We start from the raw sequence: 21,856 nt of genomic DNA on the forward strand, positions 1-21,856 counted from the left end.
AGGGATAGAACGCATGCGCGCCTTGGCTGATTTCATCATGCGCGGTCGCGTGCAGGCCACTTTAGTGGTGGTTGGTTGTGCGGCAATGCCGCTGCTGTTCTGGTTGAGTGCCGCCGCCGGGAGCCTGGTGTTCCTGCGGCGCGGTTTCAGTGACGCCTCCGGTGTCCTCGCCTGGGCTTTGTTGCCCGCGTTGGCCTGGTGGTTCTTCGGCGACCCCCGCATCTTGATGGTGCTGGCGGGAACGCTTGGCCTGGCTGCGTTTTTACGCGCGGGGCAGTCCTGGAACAGGGTGCTGTTGATCAGCACTGCCTTGGGGTTGGTGTACGGTGTGGTTCTTGGGTCGGTTTTCCGCGAACCGGTCGAAGCATTGGCACAAGCGCTTGAAAAAGCCTTGCCGCAAATGCTCGACGGGCTCTACCAGCAGTTGACGGTAGAAGAGCGAGCGCACCTGGGGAGCCTTATCGCGCCAGTCCTCTACGGCCTGATCGCCGCGTTGTTGCAAGCCGTCAGTCTGTTGGCCCTGATGTTGGGTCGCTACTGGCAGGCAGTGTTGTATAACCCGGGTGGCTTCGGTCGCGAGTTTCGCGCCGTCAGACTACCGCTGGTGCCGGCGCTGGTGCTGCTGGCGTGCATGCTGATCGGGCCCAATTTTGGGGCCGGGTTGGCGATGTTGACGCCGATTTGCAGCGTACCGCTGATGTTTGCAGGGGTTGCCCTGTTGCATGGGCTGGTGGCGCAGGGCCGGTTGGCAAGGTTCTGGCTGGTTGGGTTGTACGTGACACTGCTGCTGTTCATCCAGCTGATTTATCCGTTGCTCGTGGTGTTGGCCATTGTCGACAGCCTGATTGATTTTCGCGGCCGCGGGGCGCCAAAAAATGGTGCCGACAACGGTTCCGCGAACGGTGAAGGTTAAAAGTTAAGAGGTTATTACCAAATGGAACTGATCCTGCTGGAAAAAATCGCCAACCTGGGCAACCTGGGCGATAAGGTAAATGTTAAGGCTGGTTACGGCCGTAACTACCTGCTGCCGCAAGGCAAGGCCACCGTTGCCAACGCTGCCAACCTGGCTGCGTTCGAGGAGCGTCGCGCCGAGCTGGAAAAACTGGCTGCAGACAAGAAGTCTTCTGCTGAAACCCGCGCTGCCCAACTGGCCGAGCTGGAAGTGACCATCACTGCCACCGCTGGCGACGAAGGCAAGCTGTTCGGTTCGATCGGCACCCACGACATCGCTGATGCCCTGACCGCCTCCGGCGTTGAAGTGGCTAAAGCTGAAGTTCGTCTGCCGAACGGCACCATCCGTAATGTTGGCGAATACGACGTTGCCGTGCACCTGCACAGCGATGTTGAAGCCACCGTTCGCGTGGTTGTTGTCGCAGCCTAAGCTGCACCAATCGGCTGGCACCTCGCGTGTCAGCCGGTTAACATCGGGCACGATCCTGCTAGGCAGGTCGTGCCCTTTGTCTTTTTCGTCTCCCTGATTTCCGTGTGGCCATGAACGAGATATCCGCTCCCGAACAATACGATCTGCAAACCGCTGCCCTGAAGGTGCCGCCGCATTCCATCGAGGCCGAACAGGCTGTGCTCGGTGGCCTGATGCTGGACAACAACGCCTGGGAGCGCGTGCTGGATCAAGTCTCGGATGGCGACTTCTACCGGCATGACCACCGCCTGATCTTCCGTGCGATCTACAAGCTGGCCGATCAGAACACCCCGTTCGATGTGGTAACCCTGCATGAGCAGCTGGATCGGGAAGGTCTCAGCTCCCAGGTGGGTGGGTTGGGTTACCTCGGTGAGCTGGCCAAGAACACGCCATCGGTCGCCAACATCAAGGCCTATGCGCAGATCATTCGTGAGCGGGCAACCCTGCGTCAGCTGATCAGTATCAGCAGCGAGATTGCCGACAGTGCCTTCAACCCGCAGGGTCGCAACGCGGCAGAGATTCTCGACGAAGCCGAACGGCAGATCTTCCAGATCGCCGAAGCGCGTCCGAAGACCGGTGGCCCGGTTGGGGTCAACGAGCTGCTGACCAAGGCCATTGATCGTATTGATACCCTGTTCAACTCCGACAGCGATATCACCGGTATTTCCACGGGTTATACCGACCTGGATGAGAAGACCAGCGGTCTGCAGCCCGCTGACCTGATCATCGTCGCCGGCCGTCCGTCGATGGGTAAGACCACCTTCGCCATGAACCTGGTGGAGAATGCGGTGCTGCGCAGTGACAAGGCGGTACTGGTGTACTCTCTCGAGATGCCAGGCGAATCGCTGATCATGCGTATGCTCTCGTCGCTCGGGCGTATCGACCAGACCAAGATCCGTTCCGGCCAGCTCGATGACGATGACTGGCCGCGCCTAACATCGGCTGTCAACCTGCTCAATGATCGCAAGCTGTTCATCGACGATACGGCCGGTATCAGCCCGTCGGAAATGCGTGCCCGTACCCGTCGTCTGGTGCGCGAGCATGGCGAGATCGGCATGATCATGATCGACTACCTGCAGTTGATGCAGATCCCGGGCTCCAGCGGTGACAACCGTACCAACGAGATCTCCGAGATCTCCCGCTCGCTCAAGGCGCTGGCCAAAGAGTTCAACTGCCCGGTCATCGCCCTGTCGCAGCTTAACCGTTCCCTTGAGCAGCGGCCGAACAAGCGCCCGGTGAACTCCGACTTGCGGGAATCCGGAGCGATCGAGCAGGATGCCGACGTGATCATGTTCGTCTACCGCGATGAGGTCTACCACCCGGAAACCGAACACAAAGGCATTGCCGAAATCATTATCGGCAAGCAGCGGAACGGCCCGATCGGCTTTGTCCGGCTGGCGTTCATCGGTAAATACACGCGCTTCGAGAACCTGGCGCCGGGTAGCTACAACTTCGACGACGACGAGTAATTTTCGCAGCGCCAATTCCGAGCTGCAGCGTCGGAATTGGTCAAAATTTGTGCTATAGTCCGCGCCCGCGATTTTCCTGTACTTCAGAACCGGTCACTGACATGCAAGCAGCCAAACCACTTTTCGACTATCCCAAGTACTGGGCCGAATGCTTCGGACCAGCACCGTTCCTGCCGATGAGCAGGGAGGAGATGGATCAGCTCGGCTGGGATTCCTGCGACATCATCATTGTGACCGGTGACGCCTATGTCGATCACCCGTCGTTCGGTATGGCCATCATCGGCCGTCTGCTGGAAGCCCAAGGGTTCCGGGTGGGGATCATTGCCCAGCCGAACTGGCAGTCGAAAGACGACTTCATGAAGCTGGGTGAGCCGAACCTGTTTTTCGGTGTCGCTGCGGGCAACATGGACTCCATGATCAACCGCTACACCGCCGACAAGAAGATCCGTTCCGACGACGCCTATACGCCGGGTGGCCTGGCCGGCAAGCGTCCGGATCGCGCCAGCCTGGTCTACAGCCAGCGCTGCAAGGAAGCCTACAAGCATGTACCGATCGTGCTGGGTGGCATCGAGGCTTCGCTGCGCCGGATCGCGCATTACGACTACTGGCAGGACAAGGTGCGTCATTCGATCCTGATCGACGCCTGTGCCGACATCCTGCTTTACGGCAATGCCGAGCGGGCCATTGTCGAAGTGGCCCAGCGCCTGTCGTACGGCGAGAAAATCGAAACCATTACCGATATTCGTGGCACGGCATTTGTTCGTCGGGACACCCCTGAAGGCTGGTACGAGGTCGACTCCACACGTATCGACCGTCCGGGCAAGATCGACAAGATCATCAACCCGTACGTGAATACCCAGGACACTCAGGCCTGCGCCATCGAGCAAGAAAAAGGCCCGGTTGAAGACCCGAATGAACCGAAGGTCGTCCAGTTGCTGGCGAGCCCGCGGATGACCCGCGACAAGACCGTGATTCGCCTGCCGTCCTTCGAGAAGGTCCGTGGCGACGCGGTGCTCTACGCTCACGCCAACCGAGTACTGCACCTGGAGACCAACCCAGGCAACGCCCGGGCGCTGGTGCAGAGACACGGTGACGTGGACGTCTGGTTCAACCCTCCGCCCATTCCGATGACCACTGAGGAAATGGACTATGTGTTCGGCATGCCCTATGCGCGCGTGCCGCACCCGGCGTATGGCAAGGAGAAGATCCCGGCCTACGACATGATCCGTTTTTCGGTCAACATCATGCGCGGCTGCTTTGGTGGCTGCACCTTCTGCTCGATCACCGAGCACGAAGGCCGGATTATCCAGAACCGCTCCGAAGAGTCGATCATTCGCGAGATCGAAGAGATTCGCGACAAGGTGCCAGGGTTTACCGGGGTCATCTCCGACCTTGGCGGCCCTACCGCGAACATGTACCGAATCGCCTGCAAGAGCCCGGAAATCGAGTCCGCGTGCCGCAAGCCGTCGTGCGTGTTCCCCGGTATTTGCCCGAACCTGAACACCGACCACTCGTCGTTGATTCAGTTGTACCGCAGTGCGCGTGCCTTGCCGGGTGTGAAGAAGATCCTGATCGCCTCGGGCCTGCGTTATGACCTGGCGGTAGAGTCGCCGGAGTACGTCAAGGAACTGGTGACCCACCACGTTGGCGGTTACCTGAAGATTGCGCCGGAGCACACCGAAGAAGGCCCTCTGAATCAGATGATGAAGCCGGGTATCGGTACCTATGACCGCTTCAAGCGTATGTTCGAGAAATTCTCGAAAGAGGCGGGCAAGGAACAGTACCTGATCCCGTACTTCATTGCGGCGCACCCGGGCACTACCGATGAAGACATGATGAACCTGGCCCTTTGGCTCAAGGGCAATGGCTTCCGTGCTGACCAGGTACAGGCGTTCTATCCGTCGCCAATGGCGTCGGCTACCGCCATGTACCACTCGGGCAAGAACCCGCTGCGCAAGGTCACCTACAAGAGTGACCCGGTCACGATCGTCAAGAGCGAGGCACAGCGTCGCCTGCACAAGGCATTCCTGCGGTATCACGATCCGAAGGGCTGGCCGATGCTGCGTGAGGCGCTGGAGCGTATGGGCCGTAGCGACCTGATCGGCCCGGGCAAGCACCAGTTGATCCCGTTGCACCAGCCTGCAACCGACAGCTACCAGAGTGCGCGACGCAAGAACTCGACACCGGCAGGCAGCCACAAGGTCGCCAAGGATCAAAAGATCCTGACTCAGCACACTGGCCTGCCGCCGCGTGGCAGCGATGGTGGCAAGCCGTGGGACAAGCGCGAAGAGGCCAAGGCGGCAGCGTTCGCCCGTAACCAGGATGCGGCCAAGGCGCGCAAAGACGCCGCCAAGGGCAAAGGCAAGAAGAAGCCGCGTCAGCCGGTACTGCCGCGCTAACCTGGCCTTGGCCCGCGCGCCGGGGTGGTGCGTTGCCCGTGCGGCAAGGCACGATTCTGGTGCGCCAATAGGCTAAGCCGTGCGCAGGCACGGCGTAGCCGCTCATGGCACAACTCTTGCGCGCTTCAGGGTTGACCTTGGCCCTTGAGCGCTGCCATGCCTGACCAGCCTGACTCCTACCATGAACTGTTGCAGGGCGACGGAGCGGTACGCCCGCACTGGCAGGCGCTGTTCGCGCAGTTGCAGCGCAGCAGCCCCGAGCAGTTGGCGCAGCGTCAGGCGCTGTTGACCCGCCAGCTTCAGGAAAATGGTGTCACCTATAACATCTACGCCGACCCCAAGGGCGCTGATCGCCCGTGGGAGCTGGACCTGTTGCCGCACGTGTTGTCTGCCGAGGAATGGCAGCCACTGGCCGCCGGTATCGCTCAGCGCGCGCGTCTGCTCAATGCGGTACTGGCCGATACCTACGGACCGCAACGGCTGCTGGCCGACGGGCTTTTACCTCCGGAACTGATCTACGGGCACAACAATTTTCTCTGGCCTTGCCAAGGTATCGAGGTGCCTGGCGGAACCTACCTGCATGTCTACGCCGCTGACCTTGCACGCGCGCCGGATGGGCGCTGGTGGATCACTGCAGACCGTACCCAGGCGCCTTCCGGTGCTGGCTATGCCCTTGAGAACCGCACAATTCTTTCGCGGGCCTGGCCGGAGCTCTACCGCAGCCTCCATGTACAGCACCTGGCGGGTTTCTTTCGAACCTTGCAGCAGACTCTCGCCGAGACGGCACCGAGTGAAGGGGAGGCGCCGCTGGTGGTGCTGCTGACCCCCGGGCGATTCAACGAGAGTTACTTCGAACACCTGTATTTGGCGCGGCAACTGGGTTACCCCTTGGTCGAGGGTAGCGACCTGACGGTGCGCGATGCCACCGTGTACCTCAAGACACTGGATGGTTTGCGTCGTGTTCACGGCATTTGGCGGCGTCTTGACGATGACTTCTGCGACCCGCTGGAGTTGCGCACGGATTCGGCATTGGGCGTTCCTGGTTTGCTCGATGCCGTGCGTCAAGGGCGCGTGCTGGTGGCCAATGCCTTGGGCTGCGGTGTGCTGGAGTCACCCGGCCTGCTTGGTTTTTTGCCCGCTATCAATGAGCACCTGTTCGGCGAGGCCTTGAGCCTGCCCTCCGTTGCCAGTTGGTGGTGCGGCGAGCCTCCGGCATTGGCACAGGCGCTGGAGAAACTGCCAGACCTGGTGTTCAAGCCAGCGTTCCCTTCGCAGCGGTTCACGCCTGTGTTGGGAGGCGCACTTGATGCTGAACAACAGCGGGCACTGGCAGCGCGTATCGGTGCGCGACCGGCTGTCTATGTTGCCCAAGAGCGGGTGCAGTTGTCCCAGGCGCCGGTCTGGCAGGTCGATCAACGTACGCTGCAATCCCGCTCGGTGGGTATGCGCGTGTACGCCGTGGCTTGTGCCGACGGCTATCGGGTGTTGCCTGGCGGGCTGGTGCGGGTGTCGGCACAGGCCGATGCCGACGTGATCTCGATGCAGCGCGGTGGTGCCAGCAAGGATGCCTGGGTGTTGGGTGAGCAGGCCTGCGCCGGTGAGCAGTGGCGGACGCGGCACAGTATTGGCGTGGCAGACCTGATTCGTCGCGACCCGTACTTGCCCTCGCGGGTGGTGGAAAACCTGTTCTGGTTCGGCCGTTACTGTGAGCGCTGTGATGTGGGGGCGCGCCTGTTGCGCATTCTGTTGACCCGTTACCTGGACGATGACAGTCCACTGGCGCTGGAGGGGGCTGTGGCGTTGGCGGACGGCTTGTCATTACTGCCAGAGGGCGCAAGTCTGCCCGAACGTTTGCGTGCTGCGCTGCTGGATGCCAAATGGGGCTTCGGTTTGCGCGCCAACCTGCAGCGTTTGCAGGGCGCAGCCGCTCAGGTGCGCGGCAAGCTCTCACGGGAAAACTGGCAGGCGCTGCAGGAGTTGCAGCGGCAAGCGCGAGTGCTGGAGAACGCGGAGGCGGGCTTCGGTGAGCTGCTGGAAACCCTCGACCGTCTGGTCATGTCGTTGGCGGCGCTGTCGGGCTTCGCCCTGGACGACATGACCCGTGATGAGGGTTGGCGCTTCCTGATGATCGGGCGCCGACTGGAGCGGCTGCAAGCCTTGAGCGACAACCTGGCACTGTTCTTGAGTGGCCCGGCAGTGTTTGATCAGGCCGGGCTGGAGGCCTTGCTGGAGCTGGGCAACAGCAGCATCACTTACCGCTCGCGTTACCTGGAGGTCGCTCAGTTACTGCCGGTGCTCGACCTGCTCGTGCTTGATGAGCAGAACCCGCATGCCCTGTTGTTTCAGCTCAAGCTCACGACGACCTCGCTCAACCGCCTGCACCGTGACCTCGGTACACCGCTCGAGCCCGAACTGGTTAGCCTGGCTGAACGGTTGCGCCGCTATGACCTGGCGACGGTGCAAGGTGCATCGACGGTCAATGTCGCGCTTGCTGAACTGGTTGGTTTGCTGGAAGGCATTTCTTCGGCATGTGCTCACGTGGCTGAGCGTTTGGCGTTGCGTCACTTTGTGCATGTCGACGATCTTAGCCAGCAGACGGTGTCGATCTGATGAGTGTCCGTTACCAGGTGGTTCATGAAACCCTCTATCGCTACACCAGCCCGGTGTCGTTGGCCCAGCAACTGGTTCATTTGTGGCCGCGCGACTGTGCCTGGCAGCACTGCACTGAGCGGCACATGCAGATCAGCCCGGCGCCGACCCGGCGCAGTGATGCGCTGGACGTCTTTGGCAACCCGTTGACCCGCCTGGCGTTTGATTGCCAGCACGACGAACTGCGCATCGAGACCCGACTGACGCTTTGTGTGTACGCCAGGGCGTTACCGGATCTGGCTCGCTCGCAACCCTGGGAGGCGGTGCGAGAGGCGCTGAGTTACAGCAGTCGACCGTTTTCCGCCGAGCGCCTGGAGGCCTGTTGCTATCGCTTCGAGTCGCCACAGGTGCGGCTCAAGCAACGGTTTGTGGCCTATGCAGATAGTTGCTTCGTGCCGGGGCGTCCATTGCTGTTGGCGGTGCAGGCGTTGATGGAAAAGATCTTCAACGAGTTCACCTTCGATGCAACGGCAACACAGGTTGCCACGCCGCTACTGGAGGTGCTGGAGCGACGTCGTGGTGTATGCCAGGACTTTGCCCACCTGATGCTCGCCTGTCTGCGCTCGCGGGGCCTGGCGGCGCGCTATGTCAGTGGTTACCTATTGACGCGACCGCCACCCGGCCAGCCGCGCCTGATCGGTGCTGATGCGTCGCATGCCTGGGTTTCGGTGTTCTGTCCGGAGCAGGGCTGGGTGGATTTTGACCCGACCAACAACCTGCGGCCTGCGTTGGAGCACATCACCTTGGGCTGGGGACGCGACTTTTCCGATGTCTCGCCGCTGCGTGGGGTGATTCTTGGCGGTGGCAGCCATGACCCGGAAGTACGGGTCACGGTCACCCCCTTGGCTTGAAATCAGGCGGGCTGCTGGTCGGCCCACTTGGGTGGCACTACCGGCTTCCAGTGCTCAAGGGCATCGAGCAGGGCGTCAGGCGAGGTGTTTTTCTGTAGCAGCGTGCGGTGTTGTTCACGGACGAAGCCTTCGCTGACCATGTGGTCGAGAAAGCCGGTCAGCTTGTCGTAGAAGCCGTTTACGTCCAGCAAACCGAGTGGTTTGCCGTGGTAACCCAGTTGGCCCCAGGTCCAGACCTCGAACAGTTCTTCGAGTGTACCCAGGCCTCCGGGCAGTGCGATGAAGGCATCACTGAGTTCGGCCATGCGCGCTTTGCGTGCGTGCATACCGTCGACCACTTCCAGGCGGCTCAAGTTGGGGTGGCCGATTTCAGCACTTTTCAGGCGCTCGGGAATGATCCCGACGACCTCGCCACCGGCCGCCAGGGCCGCATCGGCGACGATCCCCATCAGGCCCACGGCACCGCCACCATAAACCAGTGTCAGGCCGCGTTGGGCAATCGCCTGACCCAGCGCTTCGGCGGCTGCCCGGTAAGCGGGGCTGGCGCCGGTACTGGCACCACAAAACACACAAACGGAACGTAACGACATGGCGCTCTCCTGATTGTTGAGCGCGACAGGGTAAAGCGCCATTGGGTGCCTTCCAAGTGCTGTGTCATTCCGGGCGGGAGAACTCACAGGCGGCGCCGCTGGCGCCACAGGCGTAGGCGGCCAGCAGGCTGCGCATCAGACTATTGAGGGACATTACAATTACTCCTAAGTGAGCGGTTGTTTCATCGTCCAACAAAGGGGCATGATGGGCACGTTGATTGTCTTGATGAGCACCATAGAACAAATTCACTGCCCGGCTAACGATGCAGCGCTTGACCCATATCACGGGGCTTGCCATGCGTATCGGGCAGTCTGAAGACGATAAAAAACCCTGCCATGGAGATTCACGATGTTTGCCAAACTTGTTGCCGTATCCCTGCTGAGCATTGCCAGCGCCCAGGTCATGGCCGCTGAATGCAAGGTCACGGTCGACTCCACCGACCAGATGTCCTTCAATACCAAGGAAATCGCCATCGACAAGAGCTGCAAGCAGTTCACGGTTGAACTGACCCACTCCGGCAAATTGCCGAAGAACGTCATGGGCCACAACCTGGTGGTGAGCAAGGAGGCCGACATGCAGGCCATCGCTACCGACGGCATCGGCGCCGGTCTCGACAATAACTACCTGAAAGCAGGTGATACCCGGGTTATCGCGCACACCAAAGTCATCGGCGCTGGCGAGAAAGACTCGCTGACGATTGACGTTTCCAAGCTGGCGGCTGGTGAGAAGTACGGTTTCTTCTGCTCGTTCCCAGGCCACATCTCGATGATGAAAGGCACTGTCGTTCTGAAGTAACACCACTGCCTCTGCATCGCGGGCAAGACCCGCTCCCACTTTGTTGGAGCAGGCTTGCCTGCGATGCTGTCAGCGTCTACGTACGTCTTAGGGTGCGAACGGCACCACGCGCTTGTGGTGGGTTTTCTCGAAGGTTGTCCGGATGATCTCGAAGGCTTCCTGGCTTACCGGCTCGCCATGCAGGAAGGCATCGATCTCCTGGTAGGTCACCCCGTGGGATGCTTCGTCCGGCTTGCCCGGTGCGAGGTCTTCCAGATCGGCCGTTGGTACTTTCTCGACCAGTGATTCCGGTGCACCGAAGCTGCGTGCGATTGCCCGTACCTGATTTTTCACCAGGCCGCTGAGCGGTGCCAGGTCGCAGGCGCCGTCGCCGAATTTGGTGAAGAAGCCCATCACTGCTTCAGCGGCATGGTCGGTACCGATCACCAGGCCTTGGCGTGCGCCAGCGATGGTGTACTGGGCGACCATGCGCATGCGCGCCTTGGTGTTGCCGAGGACGAAGTCGACCATGCTTGGCTTGCCCCCTTCCAGCGCCTTGACCTCGGCTGCCAGCGCCTTGACGGCTGGGCCGATGTTCACCGTATGGCACTCGTCGGGCTGAATGAAGTCGATGCAGGCCTGGGCGTCATGTTCATCGTGCTGCACCTGATAAGGCAGACGCACCGCGATGAACCGGTACTGCTCGTCACCGGTCTTGCTGCGCAGTTCGTTGATTGCACGTTGCGCCAGCAGGGCAGCCGTCAGCGAGTCGACCCCGCCACTGATGCCCAGTACCAGGGTTTTGAGCCCGGCAGCTTGCAGACACTGCTGGATAAAGGCGATGCGTCGGGCCACTTCGGCCTTGAGCGCGGCATCGTCGGCGAACGGCGGCTGCACCTTGAGCTGCTGCGCAATCTCTAGCTGGACGGCTTGCATGGGTTACTCCTTGCTGGGAACTTTGAATACGTGGCGCAGGTAGGCGACGAAGTTCTCGTCGCGGCATTGGATCTTTGCCGCCTCGTCGGAAATCTTGGCGACAGGCTGGCCGTTGCAATCGGTCATTTTAAGCACGATGTTCATCGGCGCCACCCCGGGAATGTCACAGGTCAGGTTTGTGCCGATACCGAAGCTGACATTGATCCGTCCGCGCAGTGCGCGAAAGATCTGCAGCGACTTGGTCAGGTTCAGGCCGTCTGAAAACACCAGTGTCTTGCTCATCGGGTCGATGCCCAGTGTTCGGTAATGGGCGATGGCTTTCTCGGCCCAGAGGATGGGATCGCCCGAATCGTGGCGCAGGCCATCGAACAGCTTGGCGAAGTACAGGTCGAAATCGTTGAGAAAGGCATCCATGGTGATGCAGTCTGTCAGCGCGATCCCCAGTAGCCCGCGGTACTCGCGGACCCAGCAGTCGAGTGCGGCGATCTGGCTGTCGATCAGCCGAGGCCCTAACTGCTGGTGCGCCATGATCCATTCGTGGGCCATGGTTCCCAAGGGTTTGATATCCAGTTTCCGTGCCAGATGCACATTACTGGTGCCGACGAAACGGGCCGGAAAGTCCTCCTTCAATACGCGCACCACTTCTTCCTGAACGCGGTAGGAGAAGCGCCTGCGGGTGCCGAAATCGGCCACCTGCAACTCGGCCAGCTCGTCTGCGCTGGCATTGGCCTTGAGCCAGTCGAATTTGCGGTACAGCTGTTCGCGTGCCTGCTCCAGTTTGACCTGCGGATACCGGTGGCGATTGCGTACTTCGCTGATGATCGCCAGCAACGGGACCTCGAAAAGAATCACATGCAGCCAGGGGCCGCGCAGGCGCAGGTAGAGCTGGTCGTTTTCTATACCCAATTGCAGGTAGCGCAGGTCGAAACGAAACAGCCCGAGAAAGCGCAGGAAGTCGGGTTTGAGAAAGCTGATCTGCTCAAGGAAGCCCAACTGCCCGTTGCCCAGGCTCAGTTCCGGCAAGCGCTCGATCTGCTCGCGGATCTCTGCCAGGTAGGGGCGCAAGTCTTCACCGTTGCGGCAGCGAAACTCCCATTCGACATCGACGTTCGGGTAGTTATGCAGGACGGCCTGCATCATGGTCAGTTTGTAGAAGTCGGTGTCGAGCAGGTTTTGCACGATGCGATCAGCGAAGGCGCTTTCGCTCATAAAAGGCTCCAGATGGGGCGCAGGATGGCTTCATTGTGCCAGCCTTTTTTCTCTAAAGGCTGGGAAAACCGGTAGCAGGCTATGGGTAACGGTCTGTTGCGGAGCATTGAGCCTCCCTGCGATGGTGCCCGTTGTAGCAGTCGCGCACCAAGGATGTGCAGTTCGGTTACGCATGCTGTAACAGGTTGGTTGCACGTAACCCAAAACGGTGGTTGCAATGATGGCACTTGCGGGTTGCCCTTTTTCCGGGTTTCAGGTGGCGCCAAAGCGGATGTAGACGGTTGCACGGCCTGTAAAAAAAGGCCGCAAATCCGCAGCCTTTGCTTTGCATGTGAGTTTTTTCGGAATGTAAAACCGATGGCACGGCCCTTGCTCATAGCTAGTGCTGAAAGTTGTAGTGCCAACCAAAAAAACTCTAGGAGCACCACCTCATGTCGCAGACGTTTTACAAGAAAGGCTTCTTGGCCCTTGCCGTTGCTACGGCGCTGGGTGTTTCTTCGTATGTTCAGGCCGACATCAAGATCGGTGTAGCGGGCCCGATGACCGGTGCCAACGCGGCGTTTGGCGAGCAGTACATGAAAGGTGCCCAGGCGGCAGCGGACGAGATCAACGCCAAGGGTGGGGTCAACGGCGAAAAAATCGTGCTGGTGAAGGGCGATGACGCGTGCGAGCCGAAACAGGCCGTGGCTGTCGCCAACCGCCTGGTCGATCAGGACAAGGTGGCGGGCGTCGTCGGGCACTTCTGCTCGTCTTCGACCATTCCTGCGTCCGAGGTGTATGACGAAGCAGGTGTGATTGCAATCACCCCAGGTTCCACCAACCCGGCCGTCACCGAGCGCGGCCTCGGTGCGATGTTCCGCATGTGCGGCCGTGATGACCAGCAGGGCATTGTCGCGGGTGATTACATCGTTGACGTGCTCAAGGGCAAGAAGGTTGTCGTGCTGCACGACAAGGACACCTACGGTCAGGGTCTGGCTGACGCAACGAAGGCCCAACTGGAGAAACGTGGCGTGAAGCCTGTGCTGTACGAGGGCCTGACCCGTGGCGAGAAAGACTTCAGCGCCGTGGTCACCAAGATCCGTGCTGCGGGAGCCGACGTGGTTTACTTCGGTGGCCTGCATCCAGAGGCTGGCCCACTGGTTCGGCAGATGCGTGAACAAGGTCTGAAAGACGTGAAGTTCATGTCCGATGACGGCATCGTGACCGACGAACTGGTGACCACCGCTGGCGGCCCACAGTACGTCGATGGCGTGTATATGACCTTCGGTGCCGACCCGCGCCTGCTGCCAGACAGCAAGACGGTGGTCGATGCCTTCCGCAAGGCCGGCACCGAACCTGAAGGCTACACCCTGTACGCCTATGCCTCGGTCCAGGCCCTGGCCGCCGGTTTCAACGGCGCCAAGTCGAACAAGGGTGAAGACGCCGCCAAGTGGCTGAAGGCCAACCCGGTCAAAACCGTCATGGGCGAGAAGACCTGGGACGCCAAAGGCGACCTGAAAGTCTCCGACTATGTGGTCTACCAGTGGGACAAGGACGGCAAGTACCACCAGCTGGAAAAACAAAAATAACACCGGCTTCCGGCCTGGGCCGCAGTGGCTGCCCGGGCCGTTACCCGCTTGATTGCCGTACCTGTCTTTTCTCGTAGATCTGCACAACCCTGCGCTGCGAGGGTCGCTTCATCCAGGGCCCACCGTAGTCGGCGCTTGTGCAATCTCAAATACGTGAGATTGCGTTATGGATGGTATTTTTCTGCAGCAACTGATCAATGGACTGACCCTCGGGTCTGTCTATGGTCTGATCGCCATCGGCTACACAATGGTCTATGGCATTATCGGCATGATCAACTTCGCGCACGGCGAGGTGTATATGATCTCCGCTTACCTGGCGGCGATCAGTCTGGCATTGCTGGCGTACTTCGGTATCGAATCCTTCCCGCTGCTGATGCTCGGGACGCTGATCTTCACGGTCGTGGTCACCGGTGTTTACGGTTGGACCATCGAGCGCATTGCCTACAAACCCCTGCGTAACTCCACCCGTCTGGCGCCCTTGATCAGTGCCATCGGGATCTCGCTGATCTTGCAGAACTATGCACAGATCAGTCAGGGTGCACGTCAGCAAGGTGTGCCGACGCTGCTCGAAGGTGCCTGGCGCCTGGAAGTGGGCAGTGGTTTCGTGCAGTTGACCTACACCAAGATCTTCATTCTGGTGGCCGCCTTCGTGGGTATGGCGCTGCTCACCTATATCATCAAGTTCACCAAGTTGGGGCGCATGTGCCGTGCGACTCAGCAGGATCGCAAGATGGCCTCGATCCTGGGGATCAACACTGACCGGGTGATCTCCTACGTGTTCATCATCGGCGCAGTCATGGCTGCACTGGCTGGCGTGCTGATTACCATGAACTACGGCACCTTCGACTTCTATGCCGGCTTCATCATTGGCATCAAGGCATTCACCGCAGCGGTACTTGGCGGCATCGGCTCGCTGCCAGGGGCCATGCTCGGCGGAATCATTCTGGGTATCTCCGAGTCGCTGTTCTCTGGCTTGATCAACTCCGACTACAAGGATGTGTTCAGTTTCTCGCTGCTGGTGATGATCCTGATCTTCCGTCCCCAAGGCCTGCTGGGTCGCCCACTCGTGGCGAAGGTGTAAGTATGTCTGCTGCCAATAACTCTGCTATCGATATCAAGCGCAGCCTGATCGACGCGATTCTCGCCGGGCTGATTTCCCTGATCGTCTTCGGGCCCATCGTCGGTGTGGTACTGGACGGTTACAGCTTCAACCTTGAGCCCACCCGTGTCGCCTGGCTGGTGGCCGGTGTCATGGCCGGGCGTTTCCTGCTCAGCCTGTTCCTGCAGACCGAGAAGGGCCTGAGCATCCTGCAAGGCTTCGAGGGCGGCGGTTCCGGTGTACATGTGCTGGCGCCGGACTACAAATCGCGGTTGCGCTGGATCATTCCAATGCTGATTGTGATTGCCATCGTCTTCCCGTTCTTTGCCAACAAGTACCTGCTGACCGTGGTCATCCTCGGCCTGATCTACGTGTTGCTCGGGCTGGGCCTGAACATCGTGGTCGGCCTGGCCGGGCTGCTCGACCTGGGTTACGTGGCGTTCTATGCCATCGGCGCCTACGGCCTTGCGCTGGGCTATCAGTACCTGGGCCTGGGCTTCTGGACAGTGCTGCCGCTGGCGGCGATTGCTGCTGCGATGGCCGGTTGCATACTGGGCTTCCCGGTGTTGCGAATGCATGGCGACTACCTGGCCATCGTGACCCTGGGTTTCGGTGAAATCATCCGTCTGGTGCTGAACAACTGGTTGTCGTTCACCGGCGGCCCGAACGGCATGCCCGTGCCATCGCCGACCTTCATGGGCCTGGAGTTCGGCCGTCGGGCCAAGGACGGTGGGGTGCCATTCCACGAATTCTTCGGCATCGATTACAACCCCAACGTGAAGTTCCTGTTTATCTACATCGTGCTGTTCATCGTTGTGATGGCCGTGCTGTACATCAAGCACCGTCTGACCCGCATGCCGGTCGGCCGTGCCTGGGAAGCGCTGCGCGAAGACGAGATCGCCTGCCGCTCGATGGGCCTCAACCATGTGCTGGTCAAGCTCTCGGCATTTACCCTGGGGGCCTCGACTGCAGGCCTTGCCGGTGTGTTCTTCGCCAGCTATCAGGGCTTCGTCAACCCGTCGTCGTTCACCTTCTTCGAGTCGGCGTTGATCCTCGCCATTGTTGTACTGGGCGGTATGGGTTCGACGGTGGGTGTGGTCATTGCAGCCTTTGTCCTGACCGTGGCACCTGAACTGTTGCGCAGCTTCTCCGAGTACCGGGTGCTGCTGTTCGGCGTGCTGATGGTGTTGATGATGATCTGGCGACCGCGTGGGCTGATCCGCATCAGCCGTACCGGTGTGACCCCGCGTAAAGGAGTGGCGCCATGAGCGACGACGTTATTCTCTCGGTCGATAACCTGATGATGCAGTTTGGCGGTATCAAGGCGCTCAGTGATGTCAGCCTGAAGGTCAAACGCAACGACATTTTCGCCCTGATCGGCCCTAACGGTGCAGGCAAGACCACGGTGTTCAACTGCCTCACCGGCTTCTACAAGGCCAGCGGCGGCAAGATTGAGCTGAACCTGCGTGGCAGCCGTACCAACGTGATTCAGCTGTTGGGTGAGCGCTTTCAGGTGGCGGACTTCTTCTCGCCAAAGCGCTTTGCCAACCGGCTGTTCTACAAGATGTTTGGCGGTACCCACCTGGTGAACCGTGCCGGCCTGGCGCGTACATTCCAGAACATTCGCCTGTTCAAGGAAATGTCGGTGGTGGAGAACCTGCTGGTTGCCCAGCATATGTGGGTAAACCGTAACCTGCTGTCTGGGGTGCTCAACACCAAGGCCTACCGCAAAGCCGAGAGTGATGCACTGGACCATGCGTTCTACTGGCTGGAAGTGGTCGATCTGGTGGATTGCGCCAACCGTCTGGCCGGCGAACTGTCCTATGGCCAGCAACGGCGCCTCGAAATTGCCCGCGCCATGTGTACCCGACCACAGATCATTTGCCTGGATGAGCCTGCCGCGGGCCTCAACCCGCAGGAAACCGAGGCGCTGAGCAAGATGATTCGGGTGCTGCGCGATGAGCATGACCTGACCGTCGTGCTGATTGAGCATGACATGGGCATGGTCATGAGCATCTCCGACCATATCGTGGTGCTCGACCACGGCAACGTCATTGCTGAGGGCGCGCCTCAGGATATTCGCCACAACCCGACGGTAATTGCCGCCTACCTGGGTGCTGATGAAGAGGAGCTGGTATGAGCGCACCCATTCTCGAACTGAAAGAACTCGATGTGTTCTACGGGCCGATCCAGGCGCTGAAGAAAGTTTCGATGCACATCAATGAGGGGGAGACCGTCAGCCTGATCGGCTCGAACGGCGCCGGTAAATCGACCCTGCTGATGTCGATCTTTGGCCAGCCACGGGCGGCCAGCGGGCAGATCATCTACCGCGGTACCGACATCACCCACAAGTCGTCCCACTACATTGCGTCCAACGGCATTGCGCAGTCGCCGGAAGGGCGTCGGGTGTTCCCCGACATGTCGGTGGAAGAGAACCTGATGATGGGCACCATCCCCATTGGCGACAAGTACGCCAGTGAAGATATGGAGCGCATGTTCGAGCTGTTTCCCCGGCTGAAAGAGCGGCGTAACCAGCGTGCCATGACCATGTCCGGTGGTGAGCAGCAGATGCTTGCTATTGCCCGTGCCTTGATGAGCCGACCGAAGCTGCTGTTGCTTGATGAGCCGTCTTTGGGGCTGGCGCCGATTGTGGTCAAGCAGATCTTCGCCACCCTGCGTGAGCTGGCCAACACCGGCATGACCATCTTCTTGGTGGAGCAGAACGCCAACCATGCGTTGAAGCTCTCGGACCGGGCTTATGTGATGGTCAACGGGCAGATTCGCATGACCGGTACGGGTCAGGAGTTGCTGGTCAACGAGGATGTGCGAAACGCGTATCTCGGCGGGCATTGATTGCCGCTTGGTAAAACGCCCCGGTATCCCCGGGGCGTTTTGCTGTCTGCTGATAATGTGGACAAGTCGTTGGCGCTTGTGCACAGCACGTGACATCGGGTCGCTGCAGTTGGCTGTAGTTCAAGATGGATGAGTTGTCCACGTTTCGTGTGGAAGCGGCTGTGGGTAACTTGGTAGCAGGTGTCTACAGCCCACGTATTACAAGGCGTTGAGAGTGTTGATTGTTTTTTGATCAGTCTTTTTAAAGTGTTACTCAATAGCATTTGTCAAGGATTTTGTCCTGCTGAACTTGCGCCTGAAAACAGCTGTAAAACCTGTGGATAACTCTGTGAGTAAGCACTGGAAAGACTGACGCGACCGGCAGAACTACAGGCTTGGCGCCATCACCGTGCTTTTCGCGGATTGTCCCGCGGGTCAACTCGCAGGCGGGGCGTCAAGGAAAATACTTTCTGTTGAGCCTCTGCACGTTGTTCACAGCGGTTCAGCGGTGCTGAAAGTTGCCCCCAGACTGTGTGGAAGGGGCTGTGGATAAGGTGCGTAAAACACGCGCCAGGCCCTCTGGGACGGTACTTTTGCGTGATTGCTCGTTTTTTGTACAGGCGTAGAATCGACTTGCTGCCCTGAGGCTGGGCGGGCATGCTGCAAACCCTGCCGCCCGCCTGCCTGTGGGCAAGTCAACTCAAGGAGAATCGCATGACTTCCACCGTTTTCATCACTGGCGCTACGTCGGGGTTTGGCGAAGCCTGTGCGCGCCGCTTTGCCGAAGCGGGTTGGTCGCTGGTGCTGACCGGTCGCCGCCAGGAGCGTCTCGATGCTCTGTGCGCTGAGCTGTCGAAACAGACCGAGGTATTGGGCCTGGTGCTGGACGTTCGTGATCGTAAGGCCATGGAACAGGCCATTGCCAACCTGCCGCCGTCGTTCGCCACACTGCGTGGGCTGATCAACAATGCGGGCCTGGCGCTGGGCGCCGACCCGGCGCCGACGTGCGATCTGGATGACTGGGACACCATGGTCGACACCAACATCAAGGGGCTGATGTACAGCACCCGTTTGTTGCTGCCGCGACTGATAGCCCATGGTCGTGGTGCGACTATCCTCAACGTCGGTTCCGTGGCGGGTAACTACCCTTATCCCGGCAGCCACGTGTATGGCGGCACCAAGGCGTTTGTTGGGCAGTTCTCCCTGAGCCTGCGCTGTGACCTGCAAGGCACAGGCGTGCGGGTTACCAACATCGAGCCGGGGTTGTGTGAGAGTGAGTTCTCGCTGGTGCGTTTCGGTGGCGATCAGGCGCGTTATGACGCCACTTATGCAGGGGCGGAGCCGATCCAGCCTCAGGACATCGCCGAGACCATTTTCTGGATCATGAATCAGCCGGCCCACATCAACATCAACAGCCTGGAGCTGATGCCGGTGAGCCAGGCATGGGCAGGGTTCTCGATCGATCGTTCCGGCAAGGCCTGAAGGGCCTGATCGCGGGCAAGCCCGCTCCCACAGGTGTCAGTAGAGCATGCCTGTGGGGGCCGCGATCGCGTCAGACCTGACGCTGGAGTCCTTCCAGGCAGGTCGCCAGATGATAAGGCGTGGTCGAAGGCATATCGTTGCGGCTGACTTCGCCGCTGGCATCTCGGCACTCGTACCAGCCGCCCGCATGCAGGAAGTGCGCTTGCAGCGCTTTCAGCTGCGCCAGCACCTTGGCCTCGGCCCCTGGCCGCAAGGCCAGCGCCCGCAGGTATTCCGCCTGGGCCCAGATGCGCTGGGTAGCGTCGCGCACCTCGCCTTGGGGGGTGAGCATCGCCAGCACCGCCCCGGCCGTCACGCCATACTGCTCGGCATAGTCGAACGCCCGCTCCAGTGAGTGGTGCAGCGCGCTGCCGCGCAGCAATGGCGATGACGCCAGCAGGTAGTACCACTCGAACTGATGGCCTGGCTCGAACCAGTTATCCACAGCTGCGCGCGGTTTTTCCAGCATGACCCCGTGTTCAGGGTCGATGAAGTGGGCCTGCATTGCCTCGGCCAAGGCTTCCAGCGCCCGCTGTACGGCTGTGTCCTTGCGGATGCTCAGGGTCGCCAGAAACGCCTCGGCCAGATGCATCAGCGGGTTTTGCAGTGGGCCGCTGTCCAGGCTCGACCAGTCTTCGGCCAGGCTGGCTTCGTACAAGCCGTCATCGCGGCTGAAGTGTTCACTGACCACGCTCAGGGCCGCGTTGAGGGTCGACTCCACCAGCGGCTCGCGGACTTTGCCCCAGTAATGGGCGCAGGCGAAGATGATGAAGGCGTGGGTATACAGGTCCTTGCGACGGTCGAGCGGCGCGCCCTGGGCGTCGATGCTGTAGAACCAGCCACCATGCTCGGCATCGTGGAAATGCCGTTGCAACGAGCGAAACAGCGCGGCGGCGTGTTCACGGGCGCCTGGCTGCTCGATACGGCTGGCGAACAGGTACAACTGTCGGGCGCAGGCCATGGCGCGGTAGCGTTGCACGGGCAGTGGTTGGTGCTCTGGGCTCAAGGCCTCGAAGGGCAAGGCCATCTGTGCGTTCCAGCCCGGACCTTGCCAGAGTGGCACGATGCGCTGGGCGAAGTGCTGCTGGACGTCAGTCAGCAGGGCGGGCAGTTCGGGCTGGGCATTGCGCAGGTCGGGCATGGGTCTAAATCGTCGCGGCAGGTGCGTTTGCGCGCATGGTAGCAGGAAACCGTGGCCGGCTTCTGCTGTGCTCACCCTGGCGTGCCAAGCCCTTGCCAATGCTTGGCGCCGATGAAGATGAAGCGCAGTTGCTGGATGATCTTGGCCTCGGGGGTCAGGTGGTGTTCCAGCGGTTCGGCCGGAGGGTCGATCAGTTCCGGCAGGGTGGCGAACACGGTCTTGACCACCAGGTCGGCAAGGACGGCCAGTGCGGCGGCATCCAGATGGTGCCAGCGCGGCATCAGCGCCAGGTCGGCCGCGAGGTCCGAACTGATGCCTTCGCGCAAGGTGGCAATGGCCTGGCGAACCGTTTGCGAGCCGCCGTACTGCTCACGGGCAAGGAAGAGAAATTGCGCACGATTGGCGGCCACGATATCCAGGAAAATGCGCACCGACGCATCGGTGATGCCACCGAGTTCGAATTCATTCTGTCGGACCAGACGAATGCTCTGGCGGAAGGTTTCATCCACCTCGCAGACCAATGCCAGGCCCAGTTCATCCATATCGCTGAAGTGCCGGTAGAAACCGGTCGGGACAATGCCGGCGCTTTTGGCGACTTCACGCAGGCTGAGGCTGCCAAAGCCGCGTCCGCTCTCCATCAGTTGGCGAGCCGCATCAAGGAGGGCATGGCGAGTCAGTTGCTTTTGTTCGGCGCGCGGCAGCATGGGACGTGTCGATCCGCAAATTAAACGGCCCTGCACTGTATTGCCTTGGCCCGGAAAAACAAAGCCCGGTTCAAATGACCGGGCCAGGAGGGGAGGTGTTCGCGCGTTTGGTGATCTTGTTGTTCGGCATAGGCATCAGCTCACGCGCTGGTTTCTTTCGATGAGGCGATCAGCACCCCCCTCGGCGACGCGCTCACGCTGCAGCAGGCGGTCGGCGCCGCCTTCGGCAACACGGTTGCGTTCGATCAGGCGGTCGGCGCCGCCCTCGGCAACGCGGTTACGTTCGAGCAGACGGTCCGCGCCACCTTCGGCAAGGGTATCCAGAGGTTGGCTGATCACGGCGCTGCTGGAGCGTGCTTCGGCGGACGGGGCTTGTTCAACTGCCGGCAGTGCAAACGCGTTGGCAGCCAGAAGGGATAAAGACAGGCTAAGCAGCAATGGGTGTTTCATGGGATGGCGCTCCTTGAAAGGATTGGAAAGTGAGTACGGCGCCAATGCTACTCCCGGAAATCAGATGGAAAAGTGCATAAAGCTAATGGTAACAATCAACAGGATTGATAGTTCTCCGCGCCCCCTCTAGCCCGTGCGTTTCCAGCCATGCTGCAACGGCAGAGCGGCCTGCTGCGTCGCGTTGCAAACGGACGTACGGCGTGAAGTTGGCAGCCGGGTCAGAAAAAAACGCCGGTATCATGC

General features: G+C 60.3%; 18 protein-coding genes and 1 pseudogene. 13 read left to right on the plus strand and 6 right to left on the minus strand.

Features of this window, described 5'->3' with window-relative positions:
* Nucleotides 1-13 precede the first annotated feature (13 nt).
* The 6 genes from UIA24_RS04870 (at nucleotide 14) to UIA24_RS04895 (ending at nucleotide 8,788) form a co-directional block, all read left to right on the plus strand.
* A complete protein-coding gene (locus UIA24_RS04870; protein WP_330522307.1) occupies nucleotides 14-913 on the plus strand; it encodes a hypothetical protein in 900 nt (299 codons plus the stop codon).
* 21 nt (nucleotides 914-934) lie between these two features.
* Entirely contained in the window at nucleotides 935-1,381 is a 447-nt protein-coding gene (gene rplI, locus UIA24_RS04875) for a 50S ribosomal protein L9 (RefSeq protein WP_065757894.1), read from the plus strand.
* Between the two features lie 110 nt (nucleotides 1,382-1,491).
* Entirely contained in the window at nucleotides 1,492-2,889 is a 1,398-nt protein-coding gene (gene dnaB / locus UIA24_RS04880; RefSeq protein WP_065757973.1) for a replicative DNA helicase, read from the plus strand.
* A 101-nt stretch (nucleotides 2,890-2,990) separates the two neighbouring features.
* Nucleotides 2,991-5,288, plus strand: coding sequence for a YgiQ family radical SAM protein (locus UIA24_RS04885; RefSeq protein WP_065757895.1), 2,298 nt, complete (start codon nucleotides 2,991-2,993; stop codon nucleotides 5,286-5,288).
* A 156-nt stretch (nucleotides 5,289-5,444) separates the two neighbouring features.
* Nucleotides 5,445-7,898 (plus strand): circularly permuted type 2 ATP-grasp protein, encoded by a 2,454-nt coding sequence (locus tag UIA24_RS04890; protein WP_330522308.1) that lies wholly within the window; start codon nucleotides 5,445-5,447, stop codon nucleotides 7,896-7,898.
* Nucleotides 7,898-8,788, plus strand: coding sequence for a transglutaminase family protein (locus tag UIA24_RS04895; RefSeq protein ID WP_330522309.1), 891 nt, complete (start codon nucleotides 7,898-7,900; stop codon nucleotides 8,786-8,788). Before UIA24_RS04890 ends, UIA24_RS04895 begins: the two co-directional genes overlap by 1 nt.
* A 2-nt stretch (nucleotides 8,789-8,790) precedes the next feature.
* On the opposite strand, the gene UIA24_RS04900 is transcribed toward UIA24_RS04895, so the two are convergent.
* On the minus strand, nucleotides 8,791-9,378 hold the full coding sequence (locus UIA24_RS04900) for a TIGR00730 family Rossman fold protein (RefSeq protein WP_065757974.1): 588 nt from the start codon (nucleotides 9,376-9,378) through the stop codon (nucleotides 8,791-8,793).
* A gap of 349 nt (nucleotides 9,379-9,727) precedes the next feature.
* Here UIA24_RS04900 and azu point away from each other — a divergent pair, with 349 nt between their 5' ends.
* Nucleotides 9,728-10,174 carry an azurin gene (azu, locus tag UIA24_RS04905; RefSeq protein WP_102052367.1) on the plus strand — a complete coding sequence of 149 codons (447 nt, stop codon included), beginning with the start codon at nucleotides 9,728-9,730 and terminating at the stop codon, nucleotides 10,172-10,174.
* A gap of 87 nt (nucleotides 10,175-10,261) precedes the next feature.
* Here the strand turns inward: azu and nadE are convergent, their stop codons facing one another.
* Both nadE and pncB read right to left on the minus strand, forming a co-directional pair.
* Nucleotides 10,262-11,089: an ammonia-dependent NAD(+) synthetase gene (nadE, locus tag UIA24_RS04910; RefSeq protein WP_065757899.1), complete on the minus strand. Its 828-nt coding sequence runs from the start codon at nucleotides 11,087-11,089 to the stop codon at nucleotides 10,262-10,264.
* A 3-nt stretch (nucleotides 11,090-11,092) separates the two neighbouring features.
* Nucleotides 11,093-12,298: a nicotinate phosphoribosyltransferase gene (pncB, locus tag UIA24_RS04915; RefSeq protein ID WP_065757900.1), complete on the minus strand. Its 1,206-nt coding sequence runs from the start codon at nucleotides 12,296-12,298 to the stop codon at nucleotides 11,093-11,095.
* Between the two features lie 431 nt (nucleotides 12,299-12,729).
* On the opposite strand from pncB, the gene UIA24_RS04920 reads away from it, so the two are divergent.
* The 6 genes from UIA24_RS04920 to UIA24_RS04945 all read left to right on the plus strand — a co-directional run bounded on the left by UIA24_RS04920 (nucleotide 12,730) and on the right by UIA24_RS04945 (nucleotide 19,279).
* Nucleotides 12,730-13,866, plus strand: a complete 1,137-nt coding sequence (locus UIA24_RS04920; RefSeq protein WP_330522310.1) for a branched-chain amino acid ABC transporter substrate-binding protein — start codon at nucleotides 12,730-12,732, stop codon at nucleotides 13,864-13,866.
* A 166-nt stretch (nucleotides 13,867-14,032) separates the two neighbouring features.
* The gene (locus UIA24_RS04925) at nucleotides 14,033-14,947 is read left to right on the plus strand and encodes an ABC transporter permease subunit (RefSeq protein ID WP_065757902.1); all 915 of its coding nucleotides are present in this window, start codon (nucleotides 14,033-14,035) and stop codon (nucleotides 14,945-14,947) included.
* A 2-nt stretch (nucleotides 14,948-14,949) separates the two neighbouring features.
* Complete coding sequence (livM, locus tag UIA24_RS04930) at nucleotides 14,950-16,233, plus strand: high-affinity branched-chain amino acid ABC transporter permease LivM (protein WP_065757903.1); 1,284 nt, start codon at nucleotides 14,950-14,952, stop codon at nucleotides 16,231-16,233.
* Nucleotides 16,230-17,105, plus strand: a complete 876-nt coding sequence (locus UIA24_RS04935) for an ATP-binding cassette domain-containing protein (protein ID WP_065757904.1) — start codon at nucleotides 16,230-16,232, stop codon at nucleotides 17,103-17,105. Before livM ends, UIA24_RS04935 begins: the two co-directional genes overlap by 4 nt.
* A complete protein-coding gene (locus UIA24_RS04940) occupies nucleotides 17,102-17,818 on the plus strand; it encodes an ABC transporter ATP-binding protein (RefSeq protein ID WP_065757905.1) in 717 nt (238 codons plus the stop codon). The genes UIA24_RS04935 and UIA24_RS04940 overlap by 4 nt, the downstream gene beginning before the upstream one ends.
* 693 nt (nucleotides 17,819-18,511) lie before the next feature.
* Nucleotides 18,512-19,279, plus strand: coding sequence for an SDR family oxidoreductase (locus UIA24_RS04945; RefSeq protein ID WP_065757906.1), 768 nt, complete (start codon nucleotides 18,512-18,514; stop codon nucleotides 19,277-19,279).
* A 70-nt stretch (nucleotides 19,280-19,349) separates the two neighbouring features.
* Here the strand turns inward: UIA24_RS04945 and UIA24_RS04950 are convergent, their stop codons facing one another.
* From UIA24_RS04950 to UIA24_RS04960, 3 genes and pseudogenes are all read right to left on the minus strand, one after another.
* Nucleotides 19,350-20,459, minus strand: a complete 1,110-nt coding sequence (locus UIA24_RS04950) for an AGE family epimerase/isomerase (protein WP_330522311.1) — start codon at nucleotides 20,457-20,459, stop codon at nucleotides 19,350-19,352.
* 71 nt (nucleotides 20,460-20,530) lie between these two features.
* Nucleotides 20,531-21,163, minus strand: coding sequence for a TetR family transcriptional regulator (locus tag UIA24_RS04955; RefSeq protein ID WP_065757907.1), 633 nt, complete (start codon nucleotides 21,161-21,163; stop codon nucleotides 20,531-20,533).
* Nucleotides 21,164-21,301: 138 nt separating this feature from the next.
* Nucleotides 21,302-21,613 (minus strand): annotated as a pseudogene (locus UIA24_RS04960) (phage infection protein); the annotation flags it as partial.
* Between the last annotated feature and the right edge of the window lie 243 nt (nucleotides 21,614-21,856).

The sequence above is a fragment of the Pseudomonas sp. AL 58 genome (genome assembly GCF_036348395.1).
Lineage (GTDB): Bacteria > Pseudomonadota > Gammaproteobacteria > Pseudomonadales > Pseudomonadaceae > Aquipseudomonas > Aquipseudomonas defluvii.

Coding starts and splice junctions, on each gene's coding strand:
- UIA24_RS04870 (WP_330522307.1), top strand. CDS start 14: ATGCGCGCCTTGGCTGATTTCATCATGCGCGGTCGCGTGCAGGCCACT.
- dnaB (WP_065757973.1), top strand. CDS start 1,492: ATGAACGAGATATCCGCTCCCGAACAATACGATCTGCAAACCGCTGCC.
- rplI (WP_065757894.1), top strand. CDS start 935: ATGGAACTGATCCTGCTGGAAAAAATCGCCAACCTGGGCAACCTGGGC.
- UIA24_RS04925 (WP_065757902.1), top strand. CDS start 14,033: ATGGATGGTATTTTTCTGCAGCAACTGATCAATGGACTGACCCTCGGG.
- azu (WP_102052367.1), top strand. CDS start 9,728: ATGTTTGCCAAACTTGTTGCCGTATCCCTGCTGAGCATTGCCAGCGCC.
- UIA24_RS04900 (WP_065757974.1), bottom strand. CDS start 9,378: ATGTCGTTACGTTCCGTTTGTGTGTTTTGTGGTGCCAGTACCGGCGCC.
- UIA24_RS04935 (WP_065757904.1), top strand. CDS start 16,230: ATGAGCGACGACGTTATTCTCTCGGTCGATAACCTGATGATGCAGTTT.
- UIA24_RS04885 (WP_065757895.1), top strand. CDS start 2,991: ATGCAAGCAGCCAAACCACTTTTCGACTATCCCAAGTACTGGGCCGAA.
- UIA24_RS04890 (WP_330522308.1), top strand. CDS start 5,445: ATGCCTGACCAGCCTGACTCCTACCATGAACTGTTGCAGGGCGACGGA.
- UIA24_RS04920 (WP_330522310.1), top strand. CDS start 12,730: ATGTCGCAGACGTTTTACAAGAAAGGCTTCTTGGCCCTTGCCGTTGCT.
- UIA24_RS04940 (WP_065757905.1), top strand. CDS start 17,102: ATGAGCGCACCCATTCTCGAACTGAAAGAACTCGATGTGTTCTACGGG.
- livM (WP_065757903.1), top strand. CDS start 14,950: ATGTCTGCTGCCAATAACTCTGCTATCGATATCAAGCGCAGCCTGATC.
- pncB (WP_065757900.1), bottom strand. CDS start 12,298: ATGAGCGAAAGCGCCTTCGCTGATCGCATCGTGCAAAACCTGCTCGAC.
- UIA24_RS04955 (WP_065757907.1), bottom strand. CDS start 21,163: ATGCTGCCGCGCGCCGAACAAAAGCAACTGACTCGCCATGCCCTCCTT.
- UIA24_RS04945 (WP_065757906.1), top strand. CDS start 18,512: ATGACTTCCACCGTTTTCATCACTGGCGCTACGTCGGGGTTTGGCGAA.
- UIA24_RS04895 (WP_330522309.1), top strand. CDS start 7,898: ATGAGTGTCCGTTACCAGGTGGTTCATGAAACCCTCTATCGCTACACC.
- UIA24_RS04950 (WP_330522311.1), bottom strand. CDS start 20,459: ATGCCCGACCTGCGCAATGCCCAGCCCGAACTGCCCGCCCTGCTGACT.
- nadE (WP_065757899.1), bottom strand. CDS start 11,089: ATGCAAGCCGTCCAGCTAGAGATTGCGCAGCAGCTCAAGGTGCAGCCG.